General features: G+C 49.0%; 22 protein-coding genes and 1 pseudogene. 20 read left to right on the plus strand and 3 right to left on the minus strand.

Features of this window, described 5'->3' with window-relative positions:
• Positions 1 to 216 precede the first annotated feature (216 nt).
• On the minus strand, positions 217 to 762 hold the full coding sequence (locus tag IQ254_RS13780) for a dual specificity protein phosphatase family protein (RefSeq protein WP_193966733.1): 546 nt from the start codon (positions 760 to 762) through the stop codon (positions 217 to 219).
• Between the two features lie 247 nt (positions 763 to 1,009).
• On the opposite strand from IQ254_RS13780, the gene IQ254_RS13785 reads away from it, so the two are divergent.
• From IQ254_RS13785 to IQ254_RS31520, 6 genes are all read left to right on the plus strand, one after another.
• Entirely contained in the window at positions 1,010 to 1,411 is a 402-nt protein-coding gene (locus tag IQ254_RS13785; protein ID WP_193966748.1) for a VOC family protein, read from the plus strand.
• 123 nt (positions 1,412 to 1,534) lie between these two features.
• Positions 1,535 to 1,894: a hypothetical protein gene (locus IQ254_RS33650; protein WP_278000326.1), complete on the plus strand. Its 360-nt coding sequence runs from the start codon at positions 1,535 to 1,537 to the stop codon at positions 1,892 to 1,894.
• Positions 1,857 to 2,114, plus strand: a complete 258-nt coding sequence (locus tag IQ254_RS13790) for a hypothetical protein (RefSeq protein ID WP_193966734.1) — start codon at positions 1,857 to 1,859, stop codon at positions 2,112 to 2,114. The genes IQ254_RS33650 and IQ254_RS13790 overlap by 38 nt, the downstream gene beginning before the upstream one ends.
• A 135-nt stretch (positions 2,115 to 2,249) precedes the next feature.
• The gene (locus IQ254_RS13795) at positions 2,250 to 2,915 is read left to right on the plus strand and encodes an endo alpha-1,4 polygalactosaminidase (protein ID WP_228040665.1); all 666 of its coding nucleotides are present in this window, start codon (positions 2,250 to 2,252) and stop codon (positions 2,913 to 2,915) included.
• A gap of 28 nt (positions 2,916 to 2,943) precedes the next feature.
• Positions 2,944 to 3,360: a transposase family protein gene (locus IQ254_RS31515; RefSeq protein WP_228040667.1), complete on the plus strand. Its 417-nt coding sequence runs from the start codon at positions 2,944 to 2,946 to the stop codon at positions 3,358 to 3,360.
• Positions 3,361 to 3,397: 37 nt separating this feature from the next.
• The gene (locus tag IQ254_RS31520) at positions 3,398 to 4,096 is read left to right on the plus strand and encodes an ISL3 family transposase (RefSeq protein ID WP_369011305.1); all 699 of its coding nucleotides are present in this window, start codon (positions 3,398 to 3,400) and stop codon (positions 4,094 to 4,096) included.
• 278 nt (positions 4,097 to 4,374) lie between these two features.
• On the opposite strand, the gene IQ254_RS13805 is transcribed toward IQ254_RS31520, so the two are convergent.
• A complete protein-coding gene (locus IQ254_RS13805) occupies positions 4,375 to 5,055 on the minus strand; it encodes a LysR family transcriptional regulator (protein ID WP_193966735.1) in 681 nt (226 codons plus the stop codon).
• Between the two features lie 175 nt (positions 5,056 to 5,230).
• Between IQ254_RS13805 and IQ254_RS13810 the strand changes: the two genes are divergently transcribed.
• From IQ254_RS13810 to IQ254_RS13875, 14 genes are all read left to right on the plus strand, one after another.
• Positions 5,231 to 6,376, plus strand: a complete 1,146-nt coding sequence (locus tag IQ254_RS13810) for an aldo/keto reductase (protein WP_193966736.1) — start codon at positions 5,231 to 5,233, stop codon at positions 6,374 to 6,376.
• Positions 6,377 to 6,604: 228 nt separating this feature from the next.
• Positions 6,605 to 7,126 (plus strand): twin-arginine translocation pathway signal, encoded by a 522-nt coding sequence (locus IQ254_RS13815; RefSeq protein WP_193966737.1) that lies wholly within the window; start codon positions 6,605 to 6,607, stop codon positions 7,124 to 7,126.
• Positions 7,119 to 7,718, plus strand: a complete 600-nt coding sequence (locus IQ254_RS13820) for a ferric reductase-like transmembrane domain-containing protein (protein ID WP_193966738.1) — start codon at positions 7,119 to 7,121, stop codon at positions 7,716 to 7,718. Before IQ254_RS13815 ends, IQ254_RS13820 begins: the two co-directional genes overlap by 8 nt.
• Before the next feature lie 103 nt (positions 7,719 to 7,821).
• Entirely contained in the window at positions 7,822 to 8,646 is an 825-nt protein-coding gene (locus IQ254_RS13825) for a MerR family transcriptional regulator (RefSeq protein ID WP_193966739.1), read from the plus strand.
• A 174-nt stretch (positions 8,647 to 8,820) separates the two neighbouring features.
• A complete protein-coding gene (locus IQ254_RS13830; protein WP_193966740.1) occupies positions 8,821 to 9,243 on the plus strand; it encodes a YciI family protein in 423 nt (140 codons plus the stop codon).
• Between the two features lie 106 nt (positions 9,244 to 9,349).
• A complete protein-coding gene (locus IQ254_RS13835) occupies positions 9,350 to 9,757 on the plus strand; it encodes a VOC family protein (protein ID WP_193966741.1) in 408 nt (135 codons plus the stop codon).
• Between the two features lie 18 nt (positions 9,758 to 9,775).
• Positions 9,776 to 10,636, plus strand: coding sequence for a class D beta-lactamase (gene blaOXA / locus IQ254_RS13840; protein ID WP_193966742.1), 861 nt, complete (start codon positions 9,776 to 9,778; stop codon positions 10,634 to 10,636).
• Positions 10,637 to 10,662: 26 nt separating this feature from the next.
• Positions 10,663 to 11,079, plus strand: a complete 417-nt coding sequence (locus IQ254_RS13845; protein WP_193966743.1) for a GFA family protein — start codon at positions 10,663 to 10,665, stop codon at positions 11,077 to 11,079.
• A gap of 18 nt (positions 11,080 to 11,097) precedes the next feature.
• Complete coding sequence (locus IQ254_RS13850; protein ID WP_193966744.1) at positions 11,098 to 11,508, plus strand: nuclear transport factor 2 family protein; 411 nt, start codon at positions 11,098 to 11,100, stop codon at positions 11,506 to 11,508.
• Positions 11,509 to 11,658: 150 nt separating this feature from the next.
• The gene (locus IQ254_RS33655) at positions 11,659 to 11,739 is read left to right on the plus strand and encodes a nuclear transport factor 2 family protein (protein ID WP_193966750.1); all 81 of its coding nucleotides are present in this window, start codon (positions 11,659 to 11,661) and stop codon (positions 11,737 to 11,739) included.
• A gap of 150 nt (positions 11,740 to 11,889) precedes the next feature.
• Positions 11,890 to 11,970: a nuclear transport factor 2 family protein gene (locus IQ254_RS33660; protein WP_193966750.1), complete on the plus strand. Its 81-nt coding sequence runs from the start codon at positions 11,890 to 11,892 to the stop codon at positions 11,968 to 11,970.
• A gap of 154 nt (positions 11,971 to 12,124) precedes the next feature.
• Positions 12,125 to 12,568, plus strand: a complete 444-nt coding sequence (locus tag IQ254_RS13865) for a VOC family protein (protein ID WP_193966745.1) — start codon at positions 12,125 to 12,127, stop codon at positions 12,566 to 12,568.
• A 33-nt stretch (positions 12,569 to 12,601) separates the two neighbouring features.
• Entirely contained in the window at positions 12,602 to 13,012 is a 411-nt protein-coding gene (locus IQ254_RS13870; RefSeq protein WP_193966746.1) for a VOC family protein, read from the plus strand.
• A gap of 56 nt (positions 13,013 to 13,068) precedes the next feature.
• A complete protein-coding gene (locus IQ254_RS13875) occupies positions 13,069 to 13,584 on the plus strand; it encodes a DUF1579 domain-containing protein (RefSeq protein ID WP_193966747.1) in 516 nt (171 codons plus the stop codon).
• A 191-nt stretch (positions 13,585 to 13,775) separates the two neighbouring features.
• Here the strand turns inward: IQ254_RS13875 and IQ254_RS13880 are convergent.
• A pseudogene (locus tag IQ254_RS13880) lies at positions 13,776 to 14,514 on the minus strand (NAD-binding protein); the annotation flags it as partial.

Genomic DNA, 14,514 nt, shown 5'->3' on the forward strand with positions numbered 1-14,514 from the left:
AGATCTTCGCTGCCCATCTAACCCCTGAAACGGCTATTATGCAGATTATCTGCTGCCCATCTTCCCTCTAGGGGGGGATTAGACGGCGAATAATCTGCCCATCTACCCCGATCGAGGTAGATGGGCAGATTAGATCGATCCAATAACTTGTTGTGCCGCTCAGTTTGTCGGTAGGGACAGTAGTTTGAAACGTATTGGTTGGTGCTCGGTATCAGGCTAGATCAGCTTGTTTCTGAAACGATCACACTCATCCAGGAGGGTATTAAGTTTCGCAGCAACTTCCCAAGGATTTCGACCTTTGAATGGGGCTGCGATTACAGCTTCGTAAGGATTTCTCCCAGTTTGCTTGACGGCAGTGATCGCCGATTTCTTGGAGAATCCGCATCCAGCTATGAGCCATGCTACTAAAATATGTCCTGTACGGCCAATTCCGCCGGAGCAATGAACAACCACCTTCTCATTCTTTTGGTTGGCAATGGTTAAAAAAGGCAAAATCTGGCAAACAAGAATTTCGGGTACCGCCAAGTTAAAATCCTCGATCGGTGCCCAACAGACTTGATCGAGTCCGAAGACTTTTCGATAAGCGCCAAGCAAATTTGAATAGCAAGTTAGTCGAGTTTCGGGCAATAAACAGCAGACGCGCTGAATGCCTTGATTCTGCATGAAATCGATCCACTGATTGACTTGTTTGTTGGTGTATCCGGGCCGAGCAGAGCCAAATACGATGAGTTCATTCTCTGAAGCCGCAGCAAATTTGTACATACTGTATTGTCAAGATAGTTAACGACCAATCTTAACTTTTAAGTTTTCCTATCAATCCAGTGTGTCAAAACGAGAGTCGGATATTCTGTAGCAAAGTTGAGTTGTTCGCGCATCACAACAACGCTGTTGCAGCGGACTGCCTCAAGCCGCTGGTGTAGATGCGAGGTTATTTACCGCCGCTGAATAGTAACGTTATGCGGCTCCAGTTATCGGCGATACTTGGGGAGTAAACCTAATGGAGCAACCGATGAATCCGCAGCCACTGATCGCAGTTCGGGATATTGAAGTAAGTAGTTTGTGGTATCAAGCAATACTTGGGTGTCAAAGTGGTCATGGTGGCTCTGAATATGAAAGACTTGTGTTTGATGGTCAGATGATCATGCAACTCCATCATTGGGATATACATGAACATCCACATTTAGGTAATTCCGAGTATCAACCTTATGGAAACGGAGTTGTGCTCTGGTTCCAAACTGATAGCTTTGATGAAACACTTCGCCGGATTCAGTTGCACGCTGCACAGGTTCTTGAAGCGCCAAAAGTGAATCCCAATGCCAACCATCGTGAAGTTTGGCTTCGTGATCCGGACGGCTATGTTGTTGTCATTGCAAGTGCCTATGGAGATCTCGGCTTGCCTGAGCAGACATGACAGCAAGGTATCTGCTGTACGAATGCATTATAATGAAGTCCGCTCCACAACCCCTACAGGTTTGGCAACCCGCACAATTGCTTACAATGATGGTTCTGAAATTAATGTGCGATCGCCCAATCCATGAGCGGAATTGACCGAGATATCACTCCAGATCCCCGACCAAGCCTGAGCGATCGCCATTTACCGAATACCCCTCAAGTCCAACGATTGCTCCGGAGAGAAGGCAGAGCGCACGTATTCAACGATCGCGAAACCCTAGAACGAGTCACGCAGGCTATTATCACAGGCGGAGAGCAAACCGGGGTAGGAGATGAAGACGATGATTACGAGCGATATGGACTCTACTTTTCAGAGCCAATCGGTTACATAATTAAGGCAGATGGCAGTCAAATCCCACTTTACTACGGTGAGATCAAAGTCGTGAAGACAACAGGTGAATATCATGCAATCCCACGCATTAGCCCTCGCAGAACAAGCTAAAACTTGGAAATTCCTGGAACTCTGGGTTGATCCCGTTCTTTTTCCACCTAAGATTCTTATGCTTGTGGGTGATCAGGACGGCACTTGTCGTATCTTCAACCCTGCATTGGAATACAAACTCGTAGTGGTTCACTCCAATTATGAAACAGCCCAAGACTGGCTTCTTGAGGATGAATACGAACGGGTTAAGGGGCAACTTTTAGCTGAAGAAGTTTTATAGTCAAGCATTTTAGCTTTTGTAGAAGCGCCGCATAACAACCCTGGTGCAGCCGGACGGTTGAGAGATCTCGGTGGTGATGCAGAGGTTATCTGCCGCCGCTGAGCTTGGGTCGCTAGGTGCCGAAGGGGAGGTAATATGAAAGTTATTTTTACAGTGGTTTTTGCTTTAATGATGATTGCAATCGCTGGTTGTAAAGATGAGTCAAACAATGAAAATAACACAATTTTGAATCCAGATGTTCCATCAGTTACAGAGGGTGACTGGTATCGCCCTGTAGTATTCGTAACATGGCAATGGCAACTAGCAGGAACTATCAATACTTCATATGCAGTTGAAATATATGATGTTGACCTCTTCAATACCCCCTTGGTAACAATTCAAGAACTGCAAGCATCTGGTAAAAAAGTAGTCTGCTATTTCTCTGCTGGTTCGTATGAGGACTTTCGAGAGGATAAAGACCAATTTCTACCTGAAGAATTAGGGAGCACTCTTAATGGCTGGGAGGATGAGCGCTGGTTGGATATTCGCTCAACTAATGTTCACAAAATCATGAAATCTCGTTTAGATTTGGCAAGGAAAAAAGGGTGTGATGGGGTTGAACCTGACAACATGGATGGATACACCAATAATTCAGGTTTTAATTTAACAGCGAAAGATCAGTTGGCATTCAATAAATTTATTGCTAACGAAGCCCATAAAAGAGAACTGTCCGTAGGTTTAAAGAACGATCTTGATCAAATAATCGAGCTTGTGGATTATTATGACTTTGGCTCTTCCGGATCTAGGGTGTCAATCGTATAATGGATTACATGTCGAGGGTGCTGACATTATGGACTTCCACATCGATACGTTGCCCAATTTTCCTCATGCAACAGTCGAGCAGTGCATTCAGGAAACCGGAGATGTATTCCTGACATTGCGATTACTCAACGATACTGCCGCTTGTCCTGACTGTGGACAAGCGAGTGGAGAATTGCACCAGAGTCGGCCCGTATTAATACGTGATTTATCTATTTTTGGCCAAGCTACTTACTTAAAAATTCCGCGACGGCAGTTTTATTGTCGTTCTTGTCAACGATATTTCACAGAATTACTACCCTATGTAGACAAAGGGCGACAGTATACCCGTCGATACGAAGAGTATATTTATCAACAAGTACAACTGACTACGATTGAGCAGGTCAGCCGGATAGAAGGCCTCACCTATGACCGGGTAGAAGGCATTTTTAACCATCAGTATAAATAAAAAAAAAGAGAGTTGGGCTGGAGCAAAACGCATCGGAATCGATGAAGTCAGTCATCGTAAAGGACATCGGAACTTCGCCACCGTTGTCGGGGATCTTGAGGCTGGGCGACGCTTAGAAGTAATTGACAGTCATCAGCAGTTGGCCATCATTGCAGCCCTTGAGCAGCAACCGATAGCGGTGCGTGAGCAGATTGTGGAAGTGAGCGTTGACATGTGGGGTGGCTTCCCCAAAGTTGTCGAGAACGTGTTTCCTAACGCCACCCTGGTGATTGACAGGTTTCATGTCATGCAAGCAGCCAGTAAGGAGTTAAATAAGATTCGCAGACAAGTGGGTGTTTTTGACCGAGGTAGTAAATTTCTCCTATTGAGAAATGGTGTTGATTTGATGCCGTCTGAAAGAGAGACACTAGAGCAGCTTTTACAACGGTCTAAACGCTTGAGGAAAGCCTACGAGTCGAAAGAAGAACTTCGTGCCATCTACGAGAGTCCCTTAACGGTTGAGAGTGGCAGTCTGCATCTTGAGGAATGGTTAACTCGAGCCCAGAAAGTTTATAGTGAGGCGACGGCGACAATTCGCAAGCATTTAGAGGGCATTTGCAACTATTTTCGCACTCGAACCACAAGTGGGCCGATGGAAGGAATTAATAATCGAATTAAGTTGATTAAGCGTCAAGCTTATGGGTTTATAAACTTTGGAAATTTCCGCAAGCGCTTGCTTGCCTGCTTTTCTGATTAGGAAAACTTGTCACCATAGTACCAAAAGAGCCTTGATTATTGGCTAACTCCTTCTCAGTTTTTCCGTTTAGCTCATAGTGCCGGTGCAATTCTTTGAATCATTCTGATGATTTCATGCACAACGGAGGATGATTCTATGCGCCTCCATGCTAAAGCTAAATTTAAAGTTAGAAAACCATCCTCTAAGGGCCGGTAAACAACGCCTTTTGCACTTAATGTTTGCACATCTGATAAAATGAAAGTAATACCAACTCCTGCTGCAGTCAAGCCCAATCTGGTTTAAGCCAGTTCGGCTTCTTGTACGATTTTGGGCACAAACCCAGCCTGTTCACAGTTTTTAATAAAGTTGGCATACAGTACTGGCGCAAGCGATCGCGGATAAAAAACAAGGGGTTCGTTGGCTAGAGCGTGAATTGGAATGGATTGTTTTTTGGCCAGCGGATGTGATGCGGGTAAGGCAGCAATGTAGTGTTCTTCAAACAGTGGCTCGATGACAAGCATCGGTTCTCGAATCGGAAGATAGACAAACCCGACATCGATTTGATGAGTGCGTAGAGCCTCAGCGTGAGTTTCTGTTCCACCGCTACTTAGCAAAAGATTAACCTGGGGATATTCTTCTCGACAGATTTTTAGAATATTGGGTGCAAGGCAGAATAGGGTTGCCTCAGTGAATCCAATCCTAACCGTGCCAGCATGTCCGTCAGCAATTTGTCGAGTAATCTGAATACCTTCCTCGATATCGTGCAGAACACGGCGGGCTGTCTCTAAAAAATTTTGTCCGGCTGGAGTGAGCTTGACCCAATGCTTGGTTCGTTCAAACAGTTGAATCTCCAGGCTGCTCTCCAATGCCTGAATCTGTTTACTCAGGGCAGGTTGGCTTAAGTGCAGTGACTCAGCAGCCCGACCAAAATGCAGCTCTTCTGCTACCGCGATGAAATACTGTAATTGGCGAAACTCCATGAGTATTGCTAGTAATAACTATGAGTTATTACGCCATATCTAACCTGAAATAGCAACTACCGGTTTAGTGACTACGATTGAAACATAGTGTTATTCACCCAGAAGCCAAGCTGCAAATTCTGTAGTTCGTTGGCGTCAGCTATTGGTTTTCTGATCTATAGGTAGAGTCGTTCTCATGCAAAAAAACCACACTCACTCATCAAATTCGCAATCATTTTCACGCCGCGCTGTGATCAAAGCTATGGGTTTGGGTGCTGCGACTACGGCGTTTACATCCCTGGCGTTGGGTAGCGATCGCTCGGCTCAAAGTCAAGTAGAACGCAATCAAACTGTTCAAAACTCGACGGGACAGTTTAACTCTACTCAAGCATCGCCAGTAATCACGAAATCCATTCCTCGCACCAATGAAGTTGTACCTGTGATCGGAATGGGAACCTTCCTGACATTTGATGTTTTATCTGACCAACCTCGTAATCATCTTCAGGAGGTGATGAGTCAATTTTGGCAAGGCGGCGGGCGGATGATTGATGTTTCACCGCTATACGGGATGTCAGAAATCAATGTCGGTGAATTGGCAGCCGCCCTCAATATCACGGACGATTTGTTCATTGCTAACAAAATCTGGGCAACAGGTGACTATCTGGGAGATGATAGCCATGCGCTGCGTCAGCTTGAGCAGTCAATGCAGCGATTGTCCCGTGATCGCATCGAGGCTATGCAAGTTCATAGCTTAGTGAATGTAGAAATGCTCATCCCTCTTCTGCGGGAATGGAAGCAAGACGGCAGAATTCGTTATCTCGGTGTCACTCATCACGATCTGCCGTTATATGCTGCCCCGATCGCTCAATGGATTGAAAATGGTGAATTAGATTTCGTGCAAGTTCGCTATTCGATCTTTGAACGTGGTGTTGAAGAACGAATCCTGCCAGCAGCGGCTGATCAGGGAACTGCCGTTCTGGTCAATATGCCGTTTGAAAAAGCGCGCTTGTTTGAGGTTGTTCAGGGGCAACCGCTTCCCGACTTTGCGAGTGAGATTGGCTGCGAGAATTGGGCACAATTTTTCCTCAAGTATGTGATTTCCCATCCGGCTGTTACTTGCGCCATTCCTGCAACGACAAATCCTGTTCACGTTGCTGAAAACTTAGGGGCAATGAGAGAGCCACTTCCCGATCAAGAGATGCGTACTCGCATGGTGCAACACATGGAAAGCCTACCTGGCTTTGGCAACCTTGCTCAAATGCCCTGGTATCCCGGTAAGCAGTTTAGTGGGTTAGTGCGCCTACCCGGTTTGGCTGCGACCCAAAATGCTAGAGGCAACTAAAAAACGGATCAGGGAGGGTCAGAAGATTGGAGTTGACCAGTGTTGTTATCTTTCCATCATCTTTTCTCACCAATCTGGAACCAAATAATTCTGAACACAAAGGAGATAACACTCATGAATCGTAGTCCTGAGCCTAGCGATTGCCAGACAGCGACCCAGTCTAGTCGTCATCCCGACAGTGATCTCAGCGATACTCATCGAATTTCTAAGTCTCAATCAAGTCGAGCGATGACAATCATTGGACTCGGCTCTTTAGCCACAATTATCGGTGCTGTGTTGTTTACCAGTGAACGTAACGGACCCGGTTCTCAATCCCTCTCAGCCCCTACTCCTGTCGGCTCAATCTCCGCTGCGTCTGGCTGCGTTGCGACCGAAACAATGCCAGGTGGCGATAATTTCTATGTTCCCAATGCGCCTCTTGTTGAAAATCTTGGATCAGGTTTAGTTGTTCAAGGGACTGTGCGAGAAGCGGGAACTTGTGAACCTGTAAGCAATGCCCCCATTCAGATTTGGCTGAACACAGTACGGGGTGGTGAGGGCGATCCCAGTAATCGAGGCAGCGTTTTGACCGATGAAAATGGATTTTATCGGCTGGAGACGTCGCCCGTGGTATCCCAGTTTGGACAACCACACGTCCACATTGCTTATGACGATGGAGCCCACCGCTCACTTTTCCTACGCTCAGTAATGGAAAGTGAAGATGTTTCGAGCTTTACTGTTGATTTTGTTCTGGAGCCAGTTAATGAATAAATCCCTTCAACGAAGGCTTGGACAAATAGTGCTTTCTACTCTGGTTCTCCTCCCTACTCTACTAGCGGCATCGAGTCCATTACAAGTTGGACGAGCACCGCTCTGGGTCTTAGGAACACTGGCGGGTGTGCTGTCTTTGAGCTTATTGGTGGTGCAAGTCCTACTGCCTACAAAATGGCTCAACATGTTCGTTGGACAGCAGAACCTAGGTTGGCATCGCATCTTGGGCATCAGTGTCACTGGGTTGGTGATTGCACACATTGTTGGGCTGTATCTCTATAGTCCCGATGATATTGGAGATGCTTTAATTCTGGCAGCGCCTACCTACTCACGGCTTGGAGTTCTCTCGTTCTGGTGCTTGCTGCTGTCGATGATACTGGCTTTTGCCCGACATAAACTACAGTTGGTTTATTCAGATTGGCAAATTCTACACAGTGTCCTAGCAGTGGCGATCGTGGGTACTGCGGTTGCCCATGCCATGCTGCTGCAAGGCACATTAGATGGGTTTGCTGAGGGACTACTTTGCGGCAGCGTGATGGTTGCCGTCTCAGCAGCAATCGTCCGATGGTACATGGCGTTTTCTCACCGCTGAATAATCTGTCATGTAGATTTTTAGACAGCTTGTAGGCCGACTTACTGTCTCTTGCTAAATAGGCTGTTGACTCTTCCCTTTAGGCAGACTTTATGCTTGCTACATGAACCATCAACAGCAAAACCTGCTTCCAATCGGCAGTTTCTCTAGTGCCTCTCGCCTTTCAATCAAGGCATTGCGCCTCTACGATCAGCTAGGCATTCTCAAACCCAGCTACGTTGATCCCGAATCAAGCTACCGCTATTACCAAGCGAAGCAGTTGCGCGAAGCAAGGTTGATTCGGATGATGCGCCAAATAGACATGCCGCTAGCAATTATTCGGCAAGTGCTTTCATCTACGCCCATAGAGGCTGAAGCGTTAGTGCACAGCTATTGGCAGGCACAAGAAAACCGTATCAGTCAGGGTCGGCTGTTGGTTCCAGGGCTCATATCCTATGTAAAGCAAGAGGTAACGGCTATGACACTTGAGGTCAATGTCAAGATAGTTCAACCACAGCGGATTCTCAGCCTCACCGATCGTGTCACGGTTGAGCGGCTTGACGAGCATATCAGCAGCAGCCTGGAAACCTTATATTCATTAGTCGGCGAGAGAAATTCTGCAACGGGCTCACCGTTTGGGATTTATCACGGCCCCATCAATCACGATGACGACGGACCAATTGAGGTATGCATACCCGTAGAAGGCCAAACTGCAAAGGTTGAAAATGTTGCTTCACGAGAGCTATCGAGTGGACAGGTTGCCTATGTGATGCTCTATGGAGATCAGTGCCGATTTCCAGCAATTTTGGCCGGATACGACGCAGTATTTGACTGGATTCGCCATCACGGTTACGAGATTGCCGACTCACCTCGCGAAATCTGGCATGGTCAGTCTGGAGAGGATGACTGCATGGAGGTGGCTTTGCCGTTTCGGAGCGCAGCATCCTGACAACAGCAAAAGGTGCTCAATCCCTGGCTGACTCTTTTTTTGAATGCTTGTGGCCTAAAAAATTGAATCGCCTGTCGATTTGGAAGTTCTCCATTCGACTAGGTAATAGAGCCAGAGATGAGACTCTGTTCACTCTGGCGCTGAGCAAAAATTCATTCAACAGGAGATTTCACCATGAAAGTTATAGTTCTTGTCAAAGCCACCCCCGAGTCCGAAGCTGGGGGTATGCCGACTAAAGAGATTTTGACCGCAATGGGCCAGTACAACGAAGAGCTGGTCAAAGCTGGCGTCATGCTGGCAGGGGAGGGCCTGCATCCCAGCGCCAAAGGAGTACGAGTCCAGTTTTCGGGAAAGAACCGCACCGTCGTCGATGGCCCCTTCACCGAAACCAAGGAACTAGTCGCGGGCTTCTGGATCTGGCAGGTGGCATCGATGGAGGAAGCCATTACCTGGATTAAGCGCAGCCCCTTTCAGGACGGCGAAGTCGAGATTCGACCCGTCTTTGCTGATGAGGCCTTCGGCGAAGCGTTTACCCCCGAACTGAGAGAACAGGAACACCGTCTTCGGGCTGAGATGGAAAAGCAGCAGAGCGCCTAGCTCGGAGTTGAGGAACCCGGTCTCTGTCGGAACTACCAACGCACTCGTCGAGACCTGAGAGACCGGGTTCCTGGAAATGTAGATATGTATTTTTTGAGGAAAAATCATGGCAACCAAAATCTTCGTCAACCTACCCGTCAAAAACCTCCAGAAGTCCATAGAGTTTTTCACCCATCTAGGCTTTACCTTTAACCCTCAATTTACTGACGAAACAGCCACCTGCATGATCGTCAGCGACGACATCTTTGTCATGCTGTTGACCGAGGAAAAGTTCAAGACCTTTACCCCCAACCCCATCTGCGACGCCACCAAAACCACCGAAGTACTGGTGTGCTTGTCCAGAGAAAGTCGTGCTGCTGTTGATGACATTGTGGTCAAAGCCCTCACCGCAGGCGGCACTACCTACAACGACCCGCAAGATCACGGCTTCATGTATGCTCATGGTTTCCAGGACTTAGATGGTCACATTTGGGAAGTCATGTTTATGGAACCCGACGCAGTCCCGGAAACATAAATAGATGAAATGATTACCATGAATTACGCCACTTATCGGTTTAGCACCGTGATTGCCAGTACTCTAATCACATTTTCCATACAGCCTGCGCTTGCCACACATATACCGAAACCTCTTGCTCTGCAAGTCGCTCAGTCATCAGAAACTGTCCAAGCCGACTTTGCTCAGCATTTTCAAGACCTGGGGGTGGAAGGCTCAATCGTGATCTACGACTTGAGCCAAAACCTCAGCTACCAGCACAACACGGAGCGTAATGCCATACCATTCTTGCCGGGTTCAACTTTCAAAATTCTCAACTCGCTGATCTCCCTGGAAACCGGCGTTATCGACAATGACTTATCTCTTTTGACCTGGGATGGGGTGGAGCGCATTGTTCCCGCCTGGAATCGTGACCTGAATATGCGCACGGCCTTTCCGCTATCTGCCGTTTGGTTTTATCAGGTGCTGGCTCGTCGAGTTGGGCACGATCGCATGCAGCATTGGGTAACAGAGGCTGGTTACGGCAACCAGGATATCGGCAGTGCTGAAGACATTGATACCTTCTGGTTAACAGGTGATTTACGCACCACCCCCGAAGAGCAAATTGATTTTCTGCGTCGCCTTTATAACGATGATGTGCCCTTTTCGGAGGATGTCATCGCTCTGGTTAAAGACATCATGATTGTGGAACAAACCCCTGATTACACCATTCGCGCCAAAACGGGCTGGGTTGGCTTTGGTGAACCCGATCAGGAACAAATTGGCTGGTATGTAGGCTACGTAGAGCAGGCTGACAATGTTTACTTTTTCGCTACTAATATCGACATTCTCGATGAGGATGATCCAGCCGCCAGGTTAGAGGTGACCCACCGCTGTTTGGAGACTCTACAACTGCTCTAGATATTGAAAGTTGGGGGAGATATTCCATGAAAACCACCGACATTAGCTGCCTTTGCGGGTCTGTCAAGGTGCAGCTTCGGGGAGAACCCATAACTCAGTTTTACTGCCACTGCGATGACTGTCAGGCCACCAGTGGCGGAGCCTACATCGGCGTTGCCGTCTATCCGACCAATGCTGTTAAGGTCATGCAGGGCGAACTCATAACTTGGACGCTCAAGTCCTTGCCCCGCCAACGCTGTGCCAATTGCGGGACCCACGTTATGGCTGAAGTCCCCGGCTTAGACCAGTGCGGCATTAAGGCCAATCTGCTGCCAAAAGGAGACTTTAAACCCGATTTTCATCTCCATTGTCGGTATGCCGTTCTTCCAGTCAACGATGATTTGCCACACTTCGACGATCTGCCTGCTAGCTTTGGCGGCAGCGATGAAACTATCAATTGGTAATCGACCAAGGAGATATCTATGGCGGACAACGACACTCAATCGATCCATGAAGCCGCGATTCGAGAATTACTGAAGCAATGGGCCGATGCTACCCGATTTAACAAACAAGACGATGTCCTGGTGAATCATGCTCCAGATGTCACCATCTTTGACGTTCTACCACCGCTCCAATATGAGAGCGCGGACGCCTACCGCCAAAGCTGGGATGAGTGGCAGCCGACAACTGAGGGACCGGGGATTTTTGAAATTCACGATCTCAAAATCACAGCGGGTGATGATGTGGCCTTTGCCTATGGTTTGATTCGGTGTGGTGGTACAAAATCAGATGGCAAAACCTTTGAAGACTGGGTGCGGGCGACATTTTGCCTTTGCAATATCGACGGCAAGTGGCGAATCACTCATCAGCACATTTCTATGCCTATTCGTTGAAGGCACCGATTCCGAGATCTACACAGCGAAACTAACTTTGTTACGATGTTTGATTTTCTTAAACGGGTCTTTGCCTATTGTCTGCCTAAGGCGATACAATACAGATGAACTAGTCAGAACCGTCTTGCCGTTTGCAAACTAGAAGACTGGGTGCGGGCGACATTTTGCCTTTGCAATATCGACGGCAAGTGGCGAATCACTCATCAGCACATTTCTATGCCTATTCGTTGAAGGCACCGATTCCGAGATCTACACAGCGAAACTAACTTTGTTACGATGTTTGATTTTCTTAAACGGGTCTTTGCCTATTGTCTGCCTAAGGCGATACAATACAGATGAACTAGTCAGAACCGTCTTGCCGTTTGCAAACTAGAAGACTGGGTGCGGGCGACATTTTGCCTTTGCAATATCGACGGCAAGTGGCGAATCACTCATCAGCACATTTCTATGCCTATTCGTTGAAGGCACCGATTCCGAGATCTACACAGCGAAACTAACTTTGTTACGATGTTTGATTTTCTTAAACGGGTCTTTGCCTATTGTCTGCCTAAGGCGATACAATACAGATGAACTAGTCAGAACCGTCTTGCCGTTTGCAAACTAACCGGAGCAGGCTATGGCTGACAATGCTAGAGACGAGATCGTGCATCAGTTCGCAACCATAATTCCGACATTACGCTACAGGGATGCATCTGCCGCTGTTGACTGGCTTTGCCAAGCCTTTGGGTTTGAAAAGCATTTGGTGGTTTCTAATGATGATGGCACCATCGCCCATGCTGAACTCGTGTTTGGCAACGGCATGGTCATGCTAGGCGCTGTCCGTGAGGATGAATTTGGTCGGCTACAGCAACCGCCCAGTCAGGCAGACGGGGTCGTCACGCAGAGTCCTTACATTCTGGTTGAGGACGTAGATAAACATTACGAGCGGGCTGTTGCGGCAGGAGCTCAAATCGTCATGGAGCTCAAAGATCAAGACTACGGAGGGCGCGATTATTCTTGTCGCGATCCGGAGGGACATGTGTGGAACTTTGGTACCTACGACCCCTGGAACGCGGGTTAGCAACAACTCATCCATTTAGCCCAGGAGGGCGCTATGAAACTGATTCCTTACCTCAATTTCGATGGTGACTGCGAAGCTGCCTTTAAGTTTTACGAACAGGTTTTTGGCGGCAAACTATGTGACAAGATGCTCTACAAGGGCTCTCCCATGGAAGCAGACGTGCCCCCCGAATGGCACGACAAAATTATGCATACCCATTTGCAAGTCGGCGATCAAACCCTTATGGGGTCTGATGCTCCCCCAGACTACTTCAAAGAGCCCCAGGGCACTGAGATCACCATCCAAATTGAAGACCCCGAAAAAGCCGAGCAAATCTTCAGAGCTTTAGCCGAAAACGGCACCGTCAAAATGGACATTCAGGAAACCTTTTGGGCAACGCGGTTTGGCATGTTAACTGATCAATTTGGCATTCCCTGGATGGTCAACTGCGACAAAGCCGCCTAGCCCGCAACGCCGAGCCAACACCTGATATTAATCAACCCCTACACAGGAGATGTGCCATGACAACCACAACGACAACGCCCCAAGACCCCATGACATTCGATCAGCCGCAGCCAGAGCACAGTTGGCTTCAGAAAATGGTGGGGGAGTGGACCTATGACACCGAAGCCAGCATGGAGCCTGATCAGCCCAAAGAGACCTTTTCTGGCACCGAAAGCGTGCGATCGCTGGGGGCCTTCTGGGTGATCGCTGAAGCCCAGGGCATGATGTGCGGCGACGACACCATGACCTCCGTTATGACCCTCGGCTACGACCCCCAAAAAGGGTACGTCGGCACCTGGATTGGGTCGATGATGTCCCATCTCTGGATTTACGACGGCGAGATGGATGAGGCTAAACGGGTGCTCACCCTGACATCCGAAGGCCCCGCTATGACCGGCAGCGGTACAGCCCAGTACCGGGACATAATCGAGTTCAAGAGTGACGACCACCGGGTCATGACCTCCTATCTACAGGGGGATGATGGCCAGTGGCAGCTGTTCATGACCGCGAACTATCGGCGGGTATCTAGCTAATCTCGCAGTGCGAAACCCGGCAATGACGCGCCAGGTGTCCTGAATTGAAGCAGAGTTGGCATCGGTAGTGTTTGCGTCAGCATCCCGTGGCCTAGTAGACTGCGGCCTAAGTGTAGCGACTATTGCCAATCGAGAGGGAGCAGGGGGGCTAGGGAGCCAAGCGATCCTGAATGGTAGGCATATTTCGAGCACTAGGTGTCGGTCTTCAGCAGGGTTTTAAAGGCCGTGTGCGCCTCTGGGCTACCCACCACCAGCAGGCGATCGCCCCTGCCATCTGCATCTCCCCCGTCGGGTGGCGATGCAGATGTTTTTCACGCTCGATCGCCATTACCGTCGCGCCAGTCAAGCGGCGAATATTGGCCTTAGCCAAGGTGATCCCCACCAGGGGCGAGTCGGGCGATAGCTCATACCAGTGTCGTTGGAGGCCCTCGATCGCCACCTCCAGATCGGTCTCGCCCCAGTATTCTGCTCGCTCGGGCAAGATGTCGCGGTAGCGGCGGGTGCGGTAGCGGTTCACCACCTGCTGCACCTCAAAGGTCGAGTCACCCAGATTGAGCAGCAGGTGCGCCCCCATTTCGAGCGAGGCCTCAAACTCAGGCTGCACCACTTCCTGAGCCCCGAGCTGGTAGAGGGTATCGATCTCGGCGTTGTCGTGGGCCCGCACGGTAATATCTAACTCGGGGGCCAGGCTCAGCGCCCGGTTGAGGGTAAGGCGAGTGGCTATGGGGTCGGGCAGGGCGATCGCCATCGCCTTGGCCTGATGCAGCTGCGCTTTTTCGAGCAGCACGGCACTCGACGCATCGCCAAACAGGTAGGCAATACCGCGATCGCGCAGCGATTGCAGCACCGCCTCGTTGTTGTCGATCACCAGAATCTTGTAGCCCTGAAAGTACAGCATGCGCACCAGGGTATGCCCCACCCGCCCGCAAC

Source organism: Nodosilinea sp. LEGE 07088 (assembly GCF_015207395.1).
GTDB lineage: Bacteria > Cyanobacteriota > Cyanobacteriia > Phormidesmidales > Phormidesmidaceae > Nodosilinea.